Below are 21,883 nucleotides of genomic sequence, written 5' to 3' on the forward strand. Positions count from 1 at the left end.
AGCAAGCTTTGAACTTCATGGCGGTCCTTTCGGTGGTTGACATTGACAAAAGAACATTGCAACGCCCATGCCACTCGAAAGTGCGCGTTTCTACGCAATTTTGGCCCGGAAATCCGAAATTCGGAAGGGTCAAGTCTCAAGAAACTGAGGGTTAACCTCTGAAAATCAGTCTGCGCGCCCGGCCCGCAGCCAACGATTGAGCCCTGTTGATCGTTCCAAACGTCGGGTCGTCGCTTTGCCATCGGTGGGTCTCGTAGACGTGCATCGCGATTCTATCTGGTAAGTAGAGGCCTGTGGCTTTGCTCCTGTCCGCCCAATCGTTGGGGCACGCTTTCGCGGCGCGTCCCCTGTTTCAAAATGTCAGCTTTACGATTGCCGGCAGCAGCTGAGGATGTAAGGCGTCTTACGTTATTTGACAGAACATATTTTATCGGACAGATTTGACGCGGAAGGACGTGGCGCTTGTAGTTCCTGTACGCAGTCCTATCGCGTCTCCCTTCGGATTGCGGGGTGACGTGGCCGTACCTCGAGGCCCATCCAGGGCCCCGAACGGAGCGCGCTCGAAGAAGGCCTGCCAGAAGGAGGCTGGTGCACGTTGCCAAAGACGTGCCCCTTGTGCTCGTCCGCCTCCGCGGCGCCAAGCTGCGCGTAGCGCCCGGCAATCCGGCGGGCGATGGCGTCCACGTCTACAGGCTGGACCTCCACCTGGTGCGGAGGCAACGACGCAAAAGACACGCGGATCGCAAAGCGCCTATCGGGAGTCAACATCGCAGACTCGTACGACGCCCCGTTTGGCCCTGCGAACACAGCGGAAGGTTGCGGAACACCGGAAAGCCCAGCGTCCTCACGCTCGGCTGCCGGCAGTAAGGCTAAGGACGCAAGGCGGCTTACGTTAGTTGATAGAACATATTTTATCAGACAAATTTGACGCGGAGGGACGTGGCGCTTGTAGTTCCTGTACGCACGTTAGTTGACGGAACATATTTTATCGGACTTTCTGGCTCTACGCGTTATCTCAATTAAACTTCCTATCCACTCGACATTGGAGACTTTTAAGCCGCGCCAGGACGTGGCGTTTGTTCGTCCTATCCACACACACCGAGACGTGGGCCAATCGCAACACGACTGCACGTATTTTGTTCGGACAAATGCGCTGCGTGTAACATCGCTGCGATGATCAAACGCGCGGCCTTGTGTGTTTCCTTGGCGTTGAGGTGGCCAAGGTCGCGCGCGTTTGACGTGGCGGTGACCCTTTTTGCGTTGAGTGTTGCACCTGCGGCGGCAACCGCCGCGGTCCATGAGAACTTGGTTAAGGTGCTGGTGGTCGATGATGGCAGCGCAGAAGCGCTGGTTCGGCGCATTCGTTTCCAGACGAACGATCTGGCGCTCGAGACAAAAATCGTGAGCGCGCGCCTCGTCGGCGATTTCGCCGAACAATCGCGCGCGGCTTTGGCTATGGCAGCGCGCGCGGACGCACGCATTCTCATCTGGTTCCCAAGCGCGGAGAGCGAAACACTCATCGCATTTGCCGAACCAGCCTCTTCCGCGGTGTATGCGAAAGCCCCCTGTGCCGCCATCCCCACCGGTCGATCCTCGGTTCACGTTTCTTCGTGCCTTGAAACCACTGCGCTGGTCGCGCGCTCCACACTAAGCGCGTTGCTGGAAGGCGCCTCGTTGGTTGCACTTTTGGGGGAACCGCCTTCGCCCAAAAGCGGGCCTGCGCCGAAGCCAACCCCGCCGCCGGACGCGCCCAAAGCGGTGGTGGCAACGCCTTTCGCTGCGGCGCCACAAAACGCTTGGCTTTTTGCTGGTGGCCCACTCGTCATCGCCAACGGCCAAACCCAGCCCGGTATGTGGGGCCTGGCGTTGGGCGCCGCGCGGGTTCACAATTTTTGGATGGGCGAGTTACGGTTGCTGGGCACGCTTGCCTCAACTGTGCGCAGCCAAGGGGTTGCCGCCGATATTTTTGAAATGGGAATGTCGGCCACGCTGTGGCGCAAAATCGGCGCCTTTGAATCGATCGACGTGGCCTTCGGTTTGCCTTTGGGGTGGGCGGCGTGGCGGCGCGGCACAGCGTCGGTGCCGCAAAACGCAGGGGTGGCGGCCACAGGCGCGTCAACCACCTTTTCGGTGACAACCGGCGCCGAAGCGGCGATTGCGTTCAAACCAACGCGCAGCGGCCTAACCGCGCGCTTGCTGGGCGGGCTTCATTTTGTGCCGGGCGCACCAACATTCACCTACGCCGACCGCGGCCAAGACCGCAGCTTATGGATTGTGCAGCCATTTGTTTCGCTGCAGCTGGCCTGGCTCACCGCAGATCCCCGCGCCCGAAACGAAGTTTGACCGAATTGCCGTTGAGGCCGCCTCTATACCGGAAGCGAGATGACCTTGACATCGCCTCCGAAGTCAAAGCAGGCCGATGACGGAAACACAGTAGAGTCTTTGGCTCAGGCGGCGTTGATTGGCGAACGCGCCGACGTGGAACGCTTGCTGACGTTCTTGTTGCCAAGCATTCGAAACCTCATCCGTTACTTGCTGCGAGGTGACGAAGATGTGGACGATGTCACGCAGGAAGCGTTGATCGCTTTGGTGCAGGGGCTTCACACATTCTCTGGCAGCGGCGCATTTGTGTCGTGGGCCAATCGCGTGGTGGCCAGGGTGACCTTTGCGTTCATTAAGCGGCGGCGAAGCGCGGTGGCTTCGTCAGACGCCGCGCTTGACGAAGTTGTGCCCGCACCACCAAGCCACGGTGGCGATTTTCTGGCCCGCCGCGCATTGGTGGATCTGTTGGACAAAATTCCCGAGGACCAGCGCGTGGCGTTCGTCATGCATGATCTGTTGGAACTGACGCCCCTCGACATTGCACGGGATCTGGGTGTGCCCGTTGAGACCGTGCGCAGCCGCGTGCGCCTTGCGAAAGAACGCTTGCGCATACGCGCCGCGTGGCTTTGGCGAGACACCTCTTCTTGAACGGAAAACAAACCGTGAAAACCTCAAAGACACCCAGCGATCAAGAAGCCTTCTTGCTACCACGGCTCGATCGACGCCCGGGCCCGGCGGTGCCGATTTCGCAGGCACGCGCGCACTCGATGGTGGCGATGGCAGTCAACGCCGCGGGACGCCTCGAAACGCCCCGCACAATGAAACCCAACCACCTTTACATGTTTGCGTCCGCGGCGGCGATCACGTTGGTGGCCGCATCAGCGTGGGGGATTGCAACGTGGCAGCGCTCGCCACAAACCGCGGTGCCCATCGTCGTCACCCCCCCAGCCCCAACCACCGTGGCCCCCCACGTGGAGCCCGAGCGAAAAGACACCCTACCCAAGCCACGGCTTGGCCCCCCTTCGGCTGCGCCGCCTGCGCGTCCTCGCCGCAGCGAAGACTGGTTGGCAACTGCCAATCGCTTGCGTGGCCAAAAGCGCTGGCGCGACGCCGCGCGAGCCTATGAAAACGCGGCCCGTCTTGGCAAAGAGCCACACACCGTGAACGCGGCCCAATTCTCGGCGGCTTTGCTGCGACGCGATCACCTAGGCGATCCCAAAGGCGCATTGGTGGCTCTGCAGAAATTGGCGGGCAATTTAACCACCGGTCCGTTGGCGGAAGAAACGTTGTGGGAAACCGCTACAACGCAGCGGATTTTGGGTAAAACCGAAGCTGAACGCGTAACTTTGTTGAAGTTGCTTAACGTTGGCAAAAAAGAAACCGTTGTAACACGGCGAGCGCAAGCAAGGCTGCGCGAAATTCTTTAACCGTTCTTCTGTACGCAACACCTCTATTCAAACGGAGGCCTTCGTGAAAACAAAACTTATGAAATGCGCCGTGATGATCGCCTTGATGTTGACCGCTTGCGATAGCAAAGACGCTGTGGTGGTGGGTGCAGGTGATGCGTCTGAGGCAAAGCTTGATGGCGGTGTTCCGTCCACAAACAACGGTACAGGCAAAGACATATTTCCCGGCCTGATCGGCAATGGCCCAACCAACGCCGATCGCGAAGCCTTTTGCAAAGGCCGCGGCCCCTCGGTTGTGGTGCCGGGGGAAACGCCGGTATGCGCGGGAAAACTTGCGGAGAAAACTTTCCGTTATGGTTTGTGCACCTGCCAAGATGTGATGCTGAATGGCAAACTTCATACAGATTCCATCGACTCCAACGCAGGAATGTCGGTGGCCAATGGCGGAGCCTCTGTGGGCATAAATGGGACCTTCAGTAACCCGGGCGAATCACGCATCGGTGGCAGTTTGATTGTCAAAGGCCCCATGGGAAGCTCTGCGTCTCAAGAGATCACAGGCGATTTGAAGGTGGACGGACTCCTTTCGAGCGAGGGCAAGGTGGCGGTGGGTCGCGACGCATGGATCAACGGATTCATTGCGGTGACTGGCGAACTTTCGGTGGGCCGTGATTTGCACAGCCCTTCGGGAAAACCATTGGTAGACGGTGCAAGAGTAGGCGGCAACGTGATCACTGAGCCGTTCACGTTTTCGCCTCCGTGCGACTGTGAAAAGCCCCTGGATGTAACGGCGATCGTAAATGAAGCCAGAACCAACAACCACAACGCGCTCATCAATTTGGATCCCGACCGCTTGGCGCTCGTGTCACAACCCACAATCCTCGAGTTGCCGTGTGGACGCTACTATCTTTCCGGCATCCGCGGGGCCGCTCCGATTACCATCAAGATCACCGGTCGCACAGCGATTTATGTTGGTGGCAGCATCGAGGCGGCCTCGAGCCTCAACGTGGATGTGGGCCCGCAAGGAGAAGTCGATCTCTTCGCCGAAGGAGCCGTCTTCGCGGTTTCGGGATCAATGAGATTGGGGAGCAGCGACCGCCCCGCCGCTTCTCGCATGTACTTGGGTAGCACAAGCATCATGAACATCGAGGGCTCGGGTGAACTGGTGGCGAACATCTACGCCCCACGCGCACAACTGATCGCCGCGGTGTCGAAACTGCAGATCTACGGTTCGCTGTTTGTGCGCGGGGTCGTTGGCTCCAATCTCAGTGTGCGCTTTGACCGCGCCATCACCGGAGCTGGCAACGATTGCGACAAAGAGATCGCCCCGCCGACGAAGGGAGGGGAATGCAAGGCGTGTGGCGACTGCGCGAACTATGCAGCCTGCATTGATGGCGTGTGTGGCGCCTGCCGCACCGACGCCGATTGTTGTTCGCCCCTGATTTGCCAAAACGGCCAGTGCGTGGTCATCGTGAACTGAGCGCGTAGCCAACGGGGCTGCACCTTAGGGCGGCAGCCCCAGACCCAAGCCCGGCAGTAAGGCTAAGGACGCAAGGCGGCTTACGTTAGTTGATAGAACATATTTTATCAGACAAATTTGACGCGGAGGGACGTGGCGCTTGTAGTTCCTGTACGCCGACGGTGAGTGATATTTCCTTGTGCGGCGTGGGTTCTTCTTGTGTGCCCATGTGGCTCGACCTCATAGCCTCAAAGTCTTGGTGCGGCACTTGTCCTGGGGGCAGAATCGAATGCGTATGGCTGCGCTCTTTGGATTGATGATGAGGCGGTAGCTGCCATTTTCGGTGGCCTCGAAGCCGGGGATCGGCGGGAAGACGAAGTTGTCATAGGGGTTATTATCGGACAAGTGCAAGCGTCTCACCGTTCTTGACGCAAGCGCAAATGCAGCTTATTCGTCCTATGCTCTACGAACGCGTTGCCCGAAGGCAAGCTCGAAGCCGTACGCCGCGAGTGTCTGCGCACCGACAAGCCCTTCGAGTACGCCTTTTTGCTGGACGCGCTTTCGGACGAGCAGGACCAGGGCATCACGATCGACACGGCCCGTGTGTTCTTCAAGACGAACGCCCGGGACTACATCATCATCGATGCGCCCGGGCACATCGAGTTTCTCAAGAACATGATTTCGGGCGCGGCGCGCGCCGAGGCGGCGGTGCTGGTCATCGACGCCAAGGAAGGTGTGCGCGAGAACAGCCGCCGCCACGGGTACATTCTTTCGATGCTGGGCATCCGGCAGGTCGTGGTGTGCGTCAACAAGATGGACCTCGTCAACTTCGACGAGGCCGTGTTCCGGCGCATCGAGCAGGAATACCGGGCGTTTCTCACGGAGATTGGCGCCGTATCCCCCGAGCGCTTCATTCCGATCTCCGGCATGCAGGGCGACAACCTTGCGTCCCGCAGCGACAAAACCCCCTGGTACGACGGGCCCACGCTGCTCGAGATGCTCGACACCTTTCAAAAGGCCCCGCCGAAGGTGGATCGCCCCCTGCGCATGCCCGTGCAGGCCGTCTACAAGTTCACCAACCAGGGTGACGATCGCCGCATCATCGCGGGCCGCATCGAATCGGGCCGGGTGAAGGTGGGCGACAAGGTCGTCTTTACGCCCTCGAACAAGATCACCTACGTCAAGAGCATCGAGGGCTTCAACACGGAGTCGCGCGAGGAGGTCGAGGCGGGTTGGTCCACGGGCTTCACGCTCGCCGAAGAGCTCTACATCACGCGCGGCCAGGTGATGAGCCACGTGGAGCGGGCGCCGCTCGTCAGCACGCGGCTGCGTGCAAACATCATCTGGTTGGGCCGCAAGTCCTTCGAGCCGGGCCGGGATTACAAGCTCAAGCTGCACACGGCCGCCGTGCCGGTGCGCATCCACCGCATCAACAAGGTCATCGACGCTTCCGAGGCGGGCAGCCAGCTCGACAAGCGCCGCGTGGACCGGCACGACGTGGCCGATCTCGTGCTGGAGACGCAAAGCCCTGTCGCGTTCGACACCGTGGGCGACAACGAGGCCAGCGGCCGCTTCGTCATCGTCGATGGGTATGAGATCGCCGGTGGCGGCATCATCGTTTCGGCGGAGGAAGAAGAGCGCGACGAGCTGCGCTTCGAGGCACGCATGCGCGACTTCCACTGGGTCAAAGGCGGCGTGACCGCCAGCCAGCGGGCCGAACGCCATGGTCACCCCGCGGCGCTCGTGATGTTCGTGGGCGGCCCAAAAACGGGCAAACACGGCTACGCCCGCGCACTCGAGAACGCCCTGTTCGAGAGCGGCCGGAACGCGTACATGCTGGACGGCACCAACGTGCTTTTGGGCATCGATGCCGATCTGCACTTCGTCGATGCCACCGGGGATCGGCGGGAAGACGAAGTTGTCATAGGGGTTATTATCGGACAAGTGCAAGCGTCTCACCGTTCTTGACGCAAGCGCAAATGCAGCTTATTCGTCCTATGCTCCGCCAGGTAGGCCAGGAGTGGGCTCAGAACCTTGACCAGGTGCGCTGTCACTTTGCTGGTCGTCTTGGCCGTTTGTTCCAATGTTGCCTGTGCACGAGGTGCTCCAGGGGAGCCCCAGGGCCACAAAGGCTATTGGAAACACACCCTTGCCCATAAACCGCGAACGGACTGAAAACTGGCGCGTCATCTTCGTTGGGTCGCGGGAGCCCAACTTTCCGGGTCAATCTCGAACCAGTTCTTGAGACGCTGGGGAGATGGCCCAGGGAAGCATTTGACAGGGCAAGCGAAAGCATAGGGCTGGCCGCTCGACGTGCGCTAATCCCTGGCCTGGTTACGAGACGCGCAGATCGGGCAGTGGCCCCGTCGAGATGTCCCCGAACTTCTCGATCGGCAGTCCAGCGAAGTTGGCAACCGAGATCAGAACGTCGCTCAGCGCGTGCTTTTTGTCCGGATATTGCAGGTAGCGGCCGCCGCGAAAGTACCCCTTTCCCCCGATCAAGATGGCGGGGTGCGTTTGGGTGCCCTCGTGATGAATCCCGCCGGCCGCGTTGACCCAAACGAAGACGGTGTTGTCCGCCATCGTTCCGCCGCCCTCGGCCGTCGCCTTGAACTTGCCCACCAGACTGGCAAGCCAGGCTGCGTGCTGGGTGTAAGCCTTGGTGAGCTCGGGCATCATCGAAAAGTGGTGCATCTGGTGATGGATGGACCCCTTGATTCCCAGGAACCCATATCCCGAACCGGCCCCGTTGTACCCTTCGATGGAGATGAGCGAGACGTGGGTGAGGGAGCACAGGTGCGCCGCGAAAGCAAGATCGAGCAGCGGCGGAACAGCCTCGCTCGGGAACTCATCGTTTTGCTGGCGGTAGGCGCTCTCGGGCTTTGCCGGGGCCTTGACGGTGTCACACTTCAGCGAGCTGCCGGCCGCCAGGCGGCGCTCTATCTCCCGCAGCGACTCCAGGTACTGGTCCAGCTTCGCTCGCTCGGGGCCGGCGAGCCGACCTGAGGCACGCTGCACGTCCTGCACCAGGAAGTCGAGGGCGCTGCGCTTGGAACTGAGCAGCTGCTGGCCGAGATCGGGCTGCGCCGCCGTCCCGGTCCGACCGGCGAACAGCGTCTGGTATATCTTGTTCGGGCTCCACTCGGCCGGGAACGGTTGGTTCGGACCGTCGGCGCTGACACAGACCACCTGCTTGTTCTCGCCGCCGAGTGTGCCGAAAGCGGTCGAGGAGACGGGATCCGTCTTGCCCAAAGAGCGGGCCAGCACGCGGTCCATCGAGGCCCCGCCTGGCTTTCCCGCGACACCGGTGAGCGTCGCGTAGCCGCTGCCGTGGTTGTCCTCACGGTGCATGTGGAACTTGTCGAGGATGAGGACCTCGTCGCGGTACGGAGCAAGCGGCGCGAGGATCCCGCCCAGCTCGAAGCCACTCTTCGGGGCATAGAGTGCGGGGAGCAGGCCGCAGCTGTCGACGAAGAAGATCACCCTGCGGCGGGGCTGCGCCTGCGCCGTGCCCTCGCCGACGAGCTTGTTCAGCATCGGAACGAGGAAGCTCGCGCCGGCGCCGAGCCCCATCATGCGCACGAAGTCGCGTCTTGTGTGCCGTGTCATGGTTACTTCTCCTGGTTGGAAGCGTTGCTGCGGAAAAGGAAGTGCTCGCCCACCGCGACCTGAACAACCAGCTCGCGGATGTTGCCTCCCGAGGCGACGAACGCGGCGTTCAGGCGTTTGAGCTCGCAGGCATCGTCGCCGGCCGCCGGCTCCCCACGCGCGTAGCGGTACAAATGCTGGACGAAACACTGACCCACGCGCGGGGATCCGGCCAACAGGGAAGAGAGCTCCAGCGCGCTGCCGACCGGGACCCGGCCGCCGTCGGTGACGACCTCCCCTTGCGAGTCCACCGGCCGGGCGCCGTCGGCGGTCCGGTAGGCTCCGATGGCGTCGTAGTTCTCGAAGAGGAAACCCATCGGGTCGATCAGGTTGTGGCAGGCTCGGCAGGTCGGGCTTGCGGAGTGGGCGTTCATGCGCTCGCGGTGGGTCAAGCGCGGGTCGGGCGGCGGCGGAAATATGTCGACCCCAACCGGCGGCGGTGGCAACGGCTCGCAGAGGATGACGTCGCGCAAATAGAGTCCTCGGTGCACGATGTCCGTCTCGGTGTCCGTGGCCAGGACGGCCATCGGCCCCGCCAGGGTCAGGAAGCCGCGGCGCTGTGCGGGCGGCAGCGCCACCCGCTGGAACCCCGAGCCGCCCGACGGGATCCCGTAGAGCCCGGCGAGAGCGGGTGAGACGACGGAGTGATCGGCCGTGAGCAACGTGTGCAGCCGGGCGTCCCCCTCCCACAGCACATGGGAGAACAGCATGCGTCCCTCGCTGGCCATGTCTGCGGCCATCGCCTTCGAGAAGCGCGGGAATTGCGTGGAGTTCTTGGCCTGTTGGGGAACGAGGTCGAAGTTCGCGTATTCCTCAAAGAAGCGAATGATGCCGCGGGCGCCGTCGGGTGTCGCCAGCAGGCGACGCGCCTGCTTCTCGACCTCCGCCGGCGCCCCGAGGGCGCCCGACTCCGCAGCGGCACGCAGCTCGCTGTCCGGCGGTGCGCCCGAGATGAAGAACGACAGGGCCGACGCGCGTTCGGACGGCGTCAACGGGACGACCGCCTTGGTGTCACGAGGATCACCTTGCTCCCAGCGGAAGAGCGCCTGTGGAGACGTCAGGATCACGGTGAGGACCTGCCGCAAGGCCGAAGCGGCCCCGGCGCGGTCGTACTCGGCGGTCGCGTACTGCTCGTAGGCCGCTGTCTCCTCGGCGGTCAAGGCGCGCCGGAACAAACGCGGTGCCAAGCGCGCAACGGCGAGCTGCTTGAGACACCCCAGCTCCGGGGTGCCGCTTGGACACTCCAGCAGCTCCGATCGTCTCGCGTAGATCTCGTCGGCGATCTTGGCCGCTTGATCCAGCAGTTCCTCGACGGCGTTCACGGCGACGCCTGCCTGCCGGGCGTCGCTGCTCGATGTCCCCGGCAGGCGCAGCCGAAGCGTCGGGGCGGGCGTCCCTTTGAGACCACCGGGAACCAGCGCCGAGACCGTCTCGAAGGCCTCTTGCGGGGAGAGCCGCCAGATCCGCGCCGCCGGCACGCGGCAGCCCTGGCCCCAGTCGAGGGGCGACGACCCTAGCGGATCCGGCCTGTCGTCCCCGGGGGGCGGGGTGCCAGGGGTGCCAGGCGTTGGCTCAGAACCTTGACCCGGCGCATTGTCACTTTGCTGGTTGTCTTGGCCGCCTGTTCCAATGTTGCCCGTGCACGAGACGCTCCAGGGGAGCCCCAGGGTCACAAAGGCTATTGGAAACACGCCCATGCCCATAAACCGCGAATGGACTGAAAACTGGCACGTCATCTTCGTAGGGTAGCGCGAACCCAACTTTCCGGGTCAATCTCGAACGAAATCTTCCCGTATTTAGGCCTGGCTCCCGACCTGAGACGCTGACGTTTGCGTTCGCACAGTCGACACCCCTGCGCCTTATAGGTACGGTTCTAAGCGCAATGCTGTTCACTTAAGAAACCTCGTAACCATCTGAAAATATTGTGCAATTCGTCTTGACAAGGCCCGAGGCTGCGAGCGCCGGCCTTCATGAGCCTGCTTCGTGGACCTGGCGATCACTTTCGAGCGTTCTTCAAACTGACCAGTGGCTGTGCGGACAAGTTCGACCGGACACGGACATGGAGCGCCCGCAGCGTCTTGATGTGGCTGATGGTCCTGACGATGCCGGACCGAAAGATGAGCTATCGACGGAGCTTGCGGATCGTGGCGTACTACGGGCGCAAGGTGTTCGATTGGGCGAAGGTACCGACGTTGTCGTCCATCAGTGAAGCAAGAAAGAAGGTCTCGATCGAGACATGCCGTGGGTTGCTGCACCAGCTGGTCGAGCGGTGCGAGTCCATCATGCCGACTCCGAAAACCCCGTGGGGGAAACGTCGATTCATCGCGTTCGATGGAACGCGGGTTGTGTTGCCGCGCAGCGCGGATACAGCGAGGAAGATGGCGCGGCCGAAGCGGCCGAATGGGACGTCGGTGCACAATCCACAAGGGTTGGTGGTGATGGCTGCGGATGTGTTTCGCCGTCTTCCGTTGGATTGGTCCCTGACCGGAAAAGGCATCGGCGAGAGGACGTCCATGCAGAAGCTGGTTCACCGATTGCCGTTCAAGGCAGGCGACGTGGCCGTCATGGACAGAGGGTTTCCGAGTCGCCACCTGTTCTCAGCCTTGATTGAACATGGCGTTGACATCATTGCGAGAATGAGCGCATCGAAGGCGACGGCGTGGAAAGAGCTCAAGCCATTCTTGTCTTCAAACAAGAAGACCGCGAAAGTGACACTGACGCTTCCGGGGGCGAGAGGGAACATTGAGCTTCAGGTGCGCGTCGTCGAGCGCGACGCAAAGCCAGGCCGCCCGAGGAAAGGCACGAAGAACGAAAGGATGGTCATCGTGTCCACCTTGAGCGGAAAGGACGGATTCGATCGCAAAGACATCATCAAGCTCTACGCCTCTCGATGGGGAATCGAATCTCTCTTCAAGGAAATGAAGAGCTTCATGCAGACCGAGGACTTCCACAGCAAGAGCGTCCAAGGATGTGAACAGGAACTCATTTCCGCGATGATCTGGATAGCCCTGGCATCGTTCCTTCAAGCAGAAGCGGAGCGTACCCTTGATGGCCGACGCGTCGTTCGCGCAGACTGCCTACGAGCGGCCGGTGATCTGCTCTCTGCGATGCTTTCAGGAAAATCCATCCATGAACAGATGGACGATGACATCGCCGCCCTTCGAATGTTCGCGTACGCCCCACAACAAGACAGGCACTATCCGAGGGAGTGCAAACGTCCCTTCGGTCGCACCATCCAAAGGGGTGGTGCTTAAGTGAACAGCATTGGTGCTAGCCGGCGGTCTCGACGCTGACTGGACGCCAACCGCATGGGCGTGGCGCAGGCGATAGGGGTCGAGCGGTCTCGGTGCCGTGCGAGATGGTCCCCTCGCGCGCCGTCAAGGGCCTGGAGGGGGGAGCACCAGGTTGACCCGTTGCGATCCGGACTTCGTACACTCAGCATCGATGACAGCGGAAGAGGCGACCGGATCTCCCGGAGCAGGCGCGAATCTTTCGCCCTCGACTGACGTGCCGTCCACTCGTAACCCGCCGGGAAGCTGGCGAGGCGCCCAAGCAACCACTGCGAACCGCGCCGGCCCGCATCCCGGATCGAGGTGGCCGAACGAGCGCTCGTTCGGGGGTGCCTCCGCATCGGCAACCAACACTCCAAGCCGAGATGTTGTGCCGATCAGCGTTTCTCCCGAACCGCCCTCCTGAGGCCGGAGTACCAAGAACACCACGAGCGCACGCTGGGAACCAGCAAGGGCGGTCGTGTCGATAGTTCCCTTGACCTCGAACGCGGACTCGCATCCAGTGAGCGCGAGGAGTAACCCGAATGCAGCGCTCAGGGCTCTCGGTATTTGGACTGGCATCACTCTGGATTCAGCTGGTTCCACGACCGCAGACAATCACATGGCCAGCGCATGGTTTCCACCCCCCTTCTCCCGGCGGGTCCCTCTACCCCCTTGCAGGCCCTGCCCCCCTCGCTCCTCGCTTCCCGGCGAGTCGGGGCATATAGTCCTATGCCCGCCCTTGACCGAACCCGCCTCTGGCCTGTGCAAAAGCACAGGAGCGCGGTTGCGCCGCATCGTAAACAGACTCGCAGACCACTCCAGACGCTCCCAACTGGCGAAAAGCCTGAGAAACCAGGATGCAGCCTGGATTTCTTCTGGCCTCTGAAGTATCCTTGAGGATACGCTGTTTTGCGATGGAGGTAAAGCCAAGAGCGCTACGACGGTATGTCAAGGATGACGGAAGAGTTCCCTTCGGGGAGTGGATGGACGCCCTACGGGACGTCAGAGTCCGAGCAATTATAGCCAAGCGTCTGACGCGGGTTGCGCTAGGCAACTTCGGCGACCACAAAGCAGTAGGGGGCGGCGTGATGGAGCTGCGATTCGATATCGGTCCGGGGTACCGCATCTATTTTGCTGAGCAGGGCTCGACGATCGTCCTGCTTCTAAACGGAGGCGATAAATCGACCCAGGCCCAGGATATTGCCACCGCGAGAGGGTTCTGGGCCCACTGGAAGGAAAAGAACGATGGCCAACTTTAAGAACAGCGATAGTTACGACGACGCCCTTAGTGAATCACTGCGGGATCCGGCTTACGCGGCCGAGTATCTCAACGTTCATCTGGCCAAAGACGAAGGCGACTCGGACGAAGACGCCGAGCGCCTTTTCCTGATCGCGCTACGCAATGTTGCGCGCGCCCACGGCGTGAGCGCCATCGCCGAGCGAACGGCGCTAGGTCGCGAAAGTCTTTACAAGGCACTGTCTGCCGGCGGAAACCCAAAACTCACCACATTGAGGGCGGTGCTCGATGCGATGGGACTGCAGCTGTCAATCCATCCCCGTCACGCTGCCTGATCGCTGCAAAGTAAGCCCGGCAGCAAGGCCGAGGATGCGAGACGGCTTACGTTAGTTGACAGAATATATTATATCGGGTGTTTGCTATGTAGACGCAAAGTGAAAATGTCCGCTTTGTGCAACTTAGAAACGTCCTCTTTTGGGTGCAGCTGCCTGGCAGCCTCGGGCCACAATGGCCAGGGATCTTGTCACAATGAGCGCGCTGGAAATGGACCGAATGCAGGTCGTCCAGCGGGTGTTGGAAAAGCGGCTGACGCAAGCAGAAGCCGGTATGGTTCTGGGTCTTAGTCAGCGCCAGGTGCGGCGATTGTGCCAGTCCATGAGGCGTCAAGGGCCTCGGGCTCTCGTGTCGCGAAAGCGCGGACGCCCCAGCAACCGTCAGTTGCCGAAAGTGGTGCAAGAATACGCCGTAGGTCTCATCAGCGAGCGCTACAGCGACTTCGGGCCGACGTTGGCTCACGAGAAACTTGCTGAGCTACATGGCGTTCGTGTGTCCCGGGAGACGTTGCGAAAGTGGATGATCGGCGCCGAGATCTGGACGCCGCGGGCGCAACGAGGGCCGCGCATCCACCAGCCGCGAAGACGGCGGGACTGTCTTGGTGAGCTGGTTCAGATAGATGGGAGCGATCACGAATGGTTCGAGGGCCGTGGACAAAGATGCACCCTGTTGGTGTTAATCGACGATGCCACGGGAAGGCTGATGGAGCTGCGCTTTGTAGAAGTGGAATCGGCCTTCGACTACTTCGATGCGACCGCAAGCTACGTACGGAAGCATGGAAAGCCGGCGGCCTTCTATAGCGACAAACACAGCATCTTTCGAGTGAACCAGGAAGGTTCAACAGGTGCAGCAAAGGGTGTCACGCAGTTTGGTCGCGCATTGGGCGAACTAAACATAGACATCATCTGTGCGAACACAGCGCAGGCCAAAGGTCGTGTTGAGCGTATGAACAAAATGCTGCAAGACCGTTTGGTCAAGGAGATGCGGCTTCAGGGCATCAGCAATGCGGAAGATGCGAATGCCTTCGTCCCTGCTTTTATGGATGCCTACAACAACCGCTTCGAGCGTGCCCCTCGCAGCCTCCATAATGCGCACCGTCCCTTGCTTGAGGGCGAAGACTTGAATCTCATCTTCACGTGGCAAGAGGACCGAAAGCTGTCGCAGGGTTTGGTGGTGCAGTTTCAGAGAAACTCATATCTGGTTGAACCAACGACAGAAACGAGCAAGCTTGCTGGTAAGACTGTGCGCGTGCACTTGTGGAAAGACGGCCAAGTGCAATTGTGCCATAACGACCAGCCGCTTCCCTTTACACTCTTCGACAAGAGCCCCCACGTGAACCAGGGTGAGATTGTCGAGAACAAACGATTGGGCGCTGCGCTGGCGGTCATTCAGCAGCAGCAGCAGGTTCGAGATGAAGCCCGTCTTAGGTCCAAGAAGGCGCGGAAGCTGAATCATCGGCACCGGTGTCCACAAGCATCAACCCTGCCGCGGCGGAAGCCTTTGCGAACTATCTGCAAGAGGTGCAGCGGGAACAAAAAGCCCGGCAACGCCGCTACAACGAAAACGCACGCTTGCGCAGGGCTGCAGCCCGCGAGGCGGCGCTGAGCCCCACCACAGTCCCGTGAGGCAGAGGGGGGGCGGTCGCTATCGTGCCGCGCCCCTTTGCCTAGCTCCTGCCTAGCTCACCACAAGCCGCTGCGGCATGCTTTTGGCCCTGCACTTGCCCACAGCCGCACGTCGCCACCCGCCTGCGCGTGGGCCGTGCCCGCCGTGCATCTGTGGACAAGTGGCCAAAACCCCGCCTCCGCTACCCCCTCCACGCCGCGCCGCGTGAGGGACATTTCTACTTTGCACAAAAGCGGACATTTCTACTTTGCGTTGACATGTTTGACGCGAGTGGGCTTGGTGCTTGAACTTACTGTACGCAATCCTCCGTGCGCCGGGGAAGTCGATCGGCGTCGAGGACATGCAGGCGTGCGTTCACGGATAGCTCAAGGTCATTCGACCTGTCGGACTGGGCGGCCAGAAGCTGGCTCTTGTCGCCCGTTTGGGGCATTCTCGCCGGCGTCATGGCTCGGTCCCGCAAGACGTTCACGAAGAAGACCGCGCCGGCCAAGCTGGCCGGCTACGAGGGTCTTTTCGCAGACGTCGCCCGGGTGATCGAAGAGGCCCGGCATTCCGCCGTCCGCACCGTCAACGCCGTGATGACGGCAACCTACTGGCTCGTGGGTCGCCGCATCGTCGAAGCTGAGCAGGCCGGAGAGACCAGGGCCGAATACGGCAAGGAGATCGTCGACCGACTCTCGGCCGACCTCACTGAGCGCTTCGGGTGCGGATTCGGCAGGAGCAACCTGTTTCAGATGCGCGCGTTCTTCCTCGCGCGCCGCAACATTGTCCAGACAGCGTCTGGACAATCCTCTCTGCCTGGGGACGGGACCGAGAAAGTCCAGACAGCGTCTGGACAATTGGGGGATGCTGCCAGCCTGAGCGAGGTGGCAGCCTGCTTCCCGCTTCCGTGGTCTCACTACGTGCGCCTGCTCGCCGTGAAGAACGAGAACGCGCGGGCCTTCTACGAGGACGAAGCCCTGCGTGGCGGGTGGACGGTTCGCCAGCTCGACCGGCAGATCCAGTCTCAGTTTTATGAGCGAACCGCACTGTCGCGGAACAAGGCGGCGATGCTGACCAAGGGCGCTCAACCTCGGCCGGAAGACCACATGACTCCCGAGGAGGAGATCAAGGACCCGTACGTGCTCGAGTTCCTTGACCTCAAAGACGAGTACTCAGAGACGGACCTCGAGGCCGCGCTCATCGCAAAGCTCGAGGCGTTCCTGCTCGAGCTGGGTGGTGACTTCACCTTCGTCGGCCGCCAACGCCGCCTGCGCGTCGGCGACGAGTGGTACCGGATTGACCTCCTGTTCTTCCACCGGCGGCTGAGATGCCTGGTGATCATCGACCTGAAGATCGGCAAGTTCACGCACGCCGACGCCGGGCAGATGCACCTCTACCTCAACTACGCACGCGAGCACTGGACGCTACCGGACGAGAACCCACCGGTCGGGCTCATCCTGTGCGCCGAGAAGAACCACGCCGTCGCGAAGTACGCGCTCGAGGGCTTGCCCAACAAGGTCCTCGCCACCGAGTACCGCACGACCTTGCCGAAGGAGCGTGTGCTCGTGGAGGCCATCGAGACGACCAAGCGCCAGCTGGAGACGCGATCGCCCGCGAAGCCGGCGGCTGCCAAGAAGACGACCGCGCGCAAGCGAAAGCCTCGACGTTGAATCGAGTCGCGACGGCGGCCTCCGACGTCGCCGATGCCCACACCGCCCGGTCTGCCTGAACCCGGCGGTTCACCACCACCGCGTTCGCCACTTGTCCGGCCTGTGCGGCCCTTCGAGGCCCGGCAGACCGGGACGCTCAACCGCCGCTTTCCGCAGTCTGGGCGAGGGCTTCGCGTAGTTCATGGCGAGCACGACATCGAGGCCGCGTTCACCGCCGAGACCACCGAGGGGTGGGGGGCCGGTTCATCTTTCGAAAGCTGACATCGACTGCCCACCTGTACCCGGGCCCGACTGCGACAGCGGCGCATCCGGCGATGTGCACGGTGGTCTCGGCGAGCGTGTCCACGTTGACCACCGCGATCACGATGACCGAGGTGGACACCGCGACTGTGCAAGTGGGTCCGAGACCATCAGCATCGCAGGCCTTCGACGGCCTTGACCAGGTCGTCCTCGCTCGGGTGCGTGTAGACCATGGTCGTCACGAGGCTGCGATGCCGGGCGAAACGCTGCGTGAGGCGGATGTCCTTGGTGAGCGTGTAGAGATTGGTCACGGCCGAGTGCCTCAACATGTGAAACGTCACGCGCCGCTCGAACGCGGCCCGGTCCTGCCACACGGTGAAGCCGTGGCGGACCTGCCTGAGCGACAGGCGCCGCCCGAGGCGGCTGACGAAGAGCGGGGCTGCGTCGTCGAGGCTCTCACGCTCCCGGGCCTTCCAGGCCCAGAAGCGGCGCAGCTTGCCGCGCAGGGACTCGCTCAAGAGAACCTCCTGCGTGCCGCCGGCTTTGCCCGCGCCCTTGAAGACCGACAGCAGCAGCCTGCGCCTGGGCCGACCGTCCCGAAACACATCCCCGACCGAGAGCGCGATGAGCTCGTGCTCCCGCAGGCCCGTGCCGAGGGCCATGGCGTACAGGCAGTGATCGCAGTAGCCCGCTCGGTGCTCGCCGGTGACCTTGAGCAGGGCTCTCTGCTCGCGTTCGGTCAGAGTCCGTGGGGTGCGTGTCGAGTCGGCGTAGTTCGCCATCCTTGGGGATGAAGGCGTGGCGTAGCCGGGATGGCAAGTGCCACGACCGACCCTGCCGGTGGAGTACTGTCGGTCGGTTTGCGCTATTTCTGGACCAAGAGAGCAGTACGCCAGTTCGGTTCAGAGTCGACCGGTACGCCCAGCGCCAGCAGATAGCCGTGAAGCATATCGCCCGTTAGACGACTTGATTTGGCTCTTTTCGTGTAGGCCGTTTGGTCCTCGAACGGAAATGCGGTGCCGCTGGTTTCGAAGACCCAGCGTCCACCGTCGTTGGCTGCAGCCACTGATCGCTCAAGAGCAAGGGGTGGCTCTCGCGGAAACCCACGTCAGTGAACCTGTATTCTTGAAGAGCCGGGTGCGGTAGTCCCGCAAGCCCGGATCTGTGGGGGCCCTGGGGTGCGTAAGTGCCCAGGGCTACCCGAGCACATGCGGCGCACGAACCCGCAACGGGGTTTTCGGAGTCGGCATGATGGACTCGCACCGCTCGACCAGCTGGTGCAGCAACCCACGGCATGTCTCGATCGAGACCTTCTTTCTTGCTTCACTGATGGACGACAACGTCGGTACCTTCGCCCAATCGAACACCTTGCGCCCTGGGGGAAACGTCGATTCATCGCGTTCGATGGAACGCGGGTTGTGTTGCCGCGCAGCGCGGATACAGCGAGGAAGATGGCGCGGCCCAGGGTTGGTGGTGATGGCTGCGGATGTGTTTCGCCGTCTTCCGTTGGATTGGTCCCTGACCGGAAAAGGCATCGGCGAGAGGACGTCCATGCAGAAGCTGGTTCACCGATTGCCGTTCAAGGCAGGCGACGTGGCCGTCATGGACAGAGGGTTTCCGAGTCGCCACCTGTTCTCAGCCTTGATTGAACATGGCGTTGACATCATTGCGAGAATGAGCGCATCGAAGGCGACGGCGTGGAAAGAGCTCAAGCCATTCTTGTCTTCAAACAAGAAGACCGCGAAAGTGACACTGACGCTTCCGGGGGCGAAAGGGAACATTGAGCTTCAGGTGCGCGTCGTCGAGCGCGACGCAAAGCCAGGCCGCCCGAGGAAAGGCACGAAGAACGAAAGGATGGTCATCGTGTCCACCTTGAGCGGAAAGGACGGATTCGATCGCAAAGACATCATCAAGCTCTACGCCTCTCGATGGGGAATCGAATCTCTCTTCAAGGAAATGAAGAGCTTCATGCAGACCGAGGACTTCCACAGCAAGAGCGTCCAAGGATGTGAACAGGAACTCATTTCCGCGATGATCTGGATAGCCCTGGCATCGTTCCTTCAAGCAGAAGCGGAGCGTACCCTTGATGGCCGACGCGTCGTTCGCACAGACTGCCTACGAGCGGCCGGTAATCTGCTCTTTGCGATGCTTTCAGGAAAATCCATCATTGAACAGATGGACGATGACATCGCTGCCCTTCGAATGTTCGCGTACGCCCCACAACAAGACAGGCACTATCCGAGGGAGTGCAAACGTCCCTTCGGTCGCACCATCCAAAGGGGTGGTGCTTAAGTGAACAGCATTGTGCCTAGGAGTTGCCTAGGAGACTGACCCGCCTGGCACCTTGGCCGTCCGCTTGGTGGGCATTCGGTCTTCCTCAAGAAACTGCAGTTCGCCTCAGATTTTCGTGGCGGTGAACAAAAAGAGGCAAGGATGCCCCTCATAAAACGCCCCGATGCCGTGCCTTATTGAGGCAAGGCCAGGCTGGACCGCCCTTTGCAGACCGATGCCGCCGATGTCTCAGAACTCGGAACCTCCTCGTCGACCCGCAATGCGTTACGGTGCGTCCTGTTTTCTGGTTGCCCTGTTGGGTTGTCTATCATCGGGCTGCGGTAGTGGTGGAGACTCGCTTTCGGATAGGGAGGAAAGCGGCGCGGAGGAACCTGATGCCGGCGACACGCCTAACCCCATCGCGGGGCGCGGAGCTCGAGGTGAAGGCGCCGCCGGGGGAACAGGCGGCGCTCTGCTGGGGGGCACCATGGAAGGACCGCCCATGGGTGGCATGCCCCAGATGCCCATGGGTGGCATGCCCGAGATGCCCATCGGGGGCGCGTCGCCAGACCTTCCGTTGGACCCGACGGGTCCTTTTCATTACCAACGGCCTCCCCTCGGCCCGATGGCGATCCCGCTCGAGCCTGAACACGTGCGCGAAGGACGCTGCGCCCCTGGCCGCGTTTTGCTCGGCCCGCTCGTGGGCACGCCTCCACGCGTACCGGCTCATGCCGTCTCCGCCGCTTTTTGCGAATTTCCCCTTCTGCCACCCCCGTCAGGCTGGACTTACCAAATTGGTGGTGGACCTGATGCATCGACGGATGGTCTCGTGCGGGCGACCGTGCTGGGTGAAGAGGCTCTCATGAAAACAGGGTGTCATCTCGAGGGAACCCCTCAAAAGTTGGTCTGCCCGAGTGTGGCTGTGTCGAAGGAAGGCGCCAAACGCGTGGCCCTTTATTTTTACGAGCAACGTGTCTCGGAGTCTTTGGCGGCATTTGAAGTTGAAGCGAATCCGTTCCCATTCGATATCCACGCGGGTGCGCCGACGCCCGAGTTCGAATGGGTACCCCAGGGTGAGTCGGTATCGCTCACGTTGGATATGACACGCATGTGGCGTGACCATGCCGTGGACTTTATTGGGTCCGCGCAGTCTCAGAGGGCGTGGCTGTTCGTAAGACGAGCCGAAAGTTCGGATAAAGTCGCCGCCGTCGATTTGGGTCCCGTCCAGGTGGAGACGACGTCGCTTTCCTCTGCATACAGATTTCCTCGGGAGGGGCTTTATGATCTGTCGGTTTGTTTTGGGGCGTTTGCCACTGAGTGCACGGAATCGGACTATCGCAAACGCTTCGTGGTGACCGCGCCGGCGACGGCATTGTACCCGGAGCACAACGACACCTCGCGAGACCGCATCAACCTCGTCTTCGCCCATGCGGGGTTTGGTTCCCAGTCACAGCTGCTCGACAGCATTCAGAGGGCGGTTTCGCTCGATCTGCGAAGTAAGTTCAATGTCGTTCAGACCCAGCGCAGCAACGATGAAGCCACGTGGCTCTTTCGTCCCGGCTTGATGCAGATCGAACCCTTTCGCAAGTTTCCTTCGGCATTCAATTTTTGGGTCATGGCCCTGCCGATTCATGCTTTTGAGGAAAGGCTGGGAACTTTCATAGAAACAGAGGTCCGGAAGGTGGGGGCTCGTGGCCCCGTCATGCGAATCTCGTGGACGACGGGGCGCACCTCGGGTTGGGCTGTAGGTGGAATCTCGGTATTGATCAATCTTCTGGAGTCGCCACCGGAGGGAGACATCCCTGTCAATAGTGCGCCGCTTCGGGTGGATTGGGAAAATGTTTATGACAGATCATCGGCGGTTCTCATCCACGAGCTGGGGCACGCGATCTTCGGTTTTCAAGATGAGTACCTAGCGGCGCCAGGGCGGAGCGCGAGTTACCCAACCACGCTGCCGGCAGATTCCGAGCTTTCGTGGACTTGGTGGAGCCCTTATAGTGGACTTGTTCCGCCGTTCCTCAAAGAACTACAGGGCGTCCTGCAAGGCACGGGGATACTCTACGATAGCAGCATAGATTCTGAAGTGCGCTTCGTCGTGGATTGTAGTGCTGGACTGCAAAGATGCGGCTCCCGTCACCTGGTCGAAAGGCGGGGGCTCATTTCTGCCACGCAGCAATCCGTCATGAGAACTTCGTCCAGCTACGTTTTTCCCTTGCCTGCGATCGACCATATGGAACGCGTCCTCAACCAATTCGCGTCGAAGTAGGCGGGCAGAGCTAAGGCTCGGATAAGGCGGCGTACAGGAAGTTCAAGCACGACTGTCACTGTGCGTTAAAATGTAGACGCAAAGTGAAAATGTCCGCTTTGTGCAACTTAGAAATGTCCTCTTTTGGGTGCAGATGCCTGGCAGCCTCGGGCCA

16 protein-coding genes and 1 pseudogene are annotated in these 21,883 nt (G+C 61.2%); 12 read left to right on the top strand and 5 right to left on the bottom strand.

From position 1 onward, the window contains the following. Positions 1-483: 483 nt before the first annotated feature. Positions 484-768, bottom strand: a complete 285-nt coding sequence (locus KA712_07670) for a hypothetical protein (protein ID MCG5052824.1) — start codon at positions 766-768, stop codon at positions 484-486. Positions 769-1,173: 405 nt separating this feature from the next. Here KA712_07670 and KA712_07675 point away from each other — a divergent pair, with 405 nt between their 5' ends. The 4 genes from KA712_07675 (at position 1,174) to KA712_07690 (ending at position 5,205) form a co-directional block, all read left to right on the top strand. Then, the gene (locus KA712_07675) at positions 1,174-2,343 is read left to right on the top strand and encodes a hypothetical protein (protein MCG5052825.1); all 1,170 of its coding nucleotides are present in this window, start codon (positions 1,174-1,176) and stop codon (positions 2,341-2,343) included. A gap of 144 nt (positions 2,344-2,487) precedes the next feature. Next, positions 2,488-2,970 (top strand): sigma-70 family RNA polymerase sigma factor, encoded by a 483-nt coding sequence (locus tag KA712_07680; GenBank protein MCG5052826.1) that lies wholly within the window; start codon positions 2,488-2,490, stop codon positions 2,968-2,970. After that, a complete protein-coding gene (locus KA712_07685; protein MCG5052827.1) occupies positions 2,967-3,749 on the top strand; it encodes a hypothetical protein in 783 nt (260 codons plus the stop codon). The genes KA712_07680 and KA712_07685 overlap by 4 nt, the downstream gene beginning before the upstream one ends. Before the next feature lie 43 nt (positions 3,750-3,792). After that, positions 3,793-5,205: a hypothetical protein gene (locus tag KA712_07690; GenBank protein ID MCG5052828.1), complete on the top strand. Its 1,413-nt coding sequence runs from the start codon at positions 3,793-3,795 to the stop codon at positions 5,203-5,205. 219 nt (positions 5,206-5,424) lie between these two features. Here the strand turns inward: KA712_07690 and KA712_07695 are convergent, their stop codons facing one another. Next, positions 5,425-5,589 (bottom strand): hypothetical protein, encoded by a 165-nt coding sequence (locus tag KA712_07695; GenBank protein ID MCG5052829.1) that lies wholly within the window; start codon positions 5,587-5,589, stop codon positions 5,425-5,427. 69 nt (positions 5,590-5,658) lie between these two features. On the opposite strand from KA712_07695, the gene KA712_07700 reads away from it, so the two are divergent. Continuing rightward, positions 5,659-7,152 (top strand): adenylyl-sulfate kinase, encoded by a 1,494-nt coding sequence (locus tag KA712_07700; GenBank protein MCG5052830.1) that lies wholly within the window; start codon positions 5,659-5,661, stop codon positions 7,150-7,152. Positions 7,153-7,518: 366 nt separating this feature from the next. On the opposite strand, the gene KA712_07705 is transcribed toward KA712_07700, so the two are convergent. Both KA712_07705 and KA712_07710 read right to left on the bottom strand, forming a co-directional pair. Further along, on the bottom strand, positions 7,519-8,793 hold the full coding sequence (locus KA712_07705) for a DUF1552 domain-containing protein (protein MCG5052831.1): 1,275 nt from the start codon (positions 8,791-8,793) through the stop codon (positions 7,519-7,521). 2 nt (positions 8,794-8,795) lie between these two features. Further along, positions 8,796-10,523: a DUF1592 domain-containing protein gene (locus KA712_07710; protein MCG5052832.1), complete on the bottom strand. Its 1,728-nt coding sequence runs from the start codon at positions 10,521-10,523 to the stop codon at positions 8,796-8,798. Positions 10,524-10,802: 279 nt separating this feature from the next. Here KA712_07710 and KA712_07715 point away from each other — a divergent pair, with 279 nt between their 5' ends. The 5 genes and pseudogenes from KA712_07715 (at position 10,803) to KA712_07735 (ending at position 16,952) form a co-directional block, all read left to right on the top strand. Next, on the top strand, positions 10,803-12,086 hold the full coding sequence (locus KA712_07715) for an IS4 family transposase (protein ID MCG5052833.1): 1,284 nt from the start codon (positions 10,803-10,805) through the stop codon (positions 12,084-12,086). A 932-nt stretch (positions 12,087-13,018) separates the two neighbouring features. Next, positions 13,019-13,363: a type II toxin-antitoxin system RelE/ParE family toxin gene (locus KA712_07720; protein MCG5052834.1), complete on the top strand. Its 345-nt coding sequence runs from the start codon at positions 13,019-13,021 to the stop codon at positions 13,361-13,363. Further along, positions 13,350-13,676 carry a putative addiction module antidote protein gene (locus tag KA712_07725; protein MCG5052835.1) on the top strand — a complete coding sequence of 109 codons (327 nt, stop codon included), beginning with the start codon at positions 13,350-13,352 and terminating at the stop codon, positions 13,674-13,676. The genes KA712_07720 and KA712_07725 overlap by 14 nt, the downstream gene beginning before the upstream one ends. Positions 13,677-13,848: 172 nt before the next feature. Beyond that, a pseudogene (locus KA712_07730) lies at positions 13,849-15,096 on the top strand (ISNCY family transposase). Positions 15,097-15,743: 647 nt separating this feature from the next. Then, positions 15,744-16,952, top strand: a complete 1,209-nt coding sequence (locus KA712_07735) for a PDDEXK nuclease domain-containing protein (protein MCG5052836.1) — start codon at positions 15,744-15,746, stop codon at positions 16,950-16,952. A gap of 410 nt (positions 16,953-17,362) precedes the next feature. On the opposite strand, the gene KA712_07740 is transcribed toward KA712_07735, so the two are convergent. Next, entirely contained in the window at positions 17,363-17,974 is a 612-nt protein-coding gene (locus KA712_07740; protein MCG5052837.1) for a site-specific integrase, read from the bottom strand. A gap of 466 nt (positions 17,975-18,440) precedes the next feature. Here KA712_07740 and KA712_07745 point away from each other — a divergent pair, with 466 nt between their 5' ends. Continuing rightward, on the top strand, positions 18,441-19,484 hold the full coding sequence (locus tag KA712_07745) for a transposase (GenBank protein ID MCG5052838.1): 1,044 nt from the start codon (positions 18,441-18,443) through the stop codon (positions 19,482-19,484). A 604-nt stretch (positions 19,485-20,088) separates the two neighbouring features. Then, the gene (locus KA712_07750) at positions 20,089-21,729 is read left to right on the top strand and encodes a hypothetical protein (GenBank protein ID MCG5052839.1); all 1,641 of its coding nucleotides are present in this window, start codon (positions 20,089-20,091) and stop codon (positions 21,727-21,729) included. Positions 21,730-21,883: the final 154 nt, after the last annotated feature.

This window comes from Myxococcales bacterium (assembly GCA_022184915.1).
GTDB lineage: Bacteria > Myxococcota_A > Polyangia > Fen-1088 > Fen-1088 > JAGTJU01.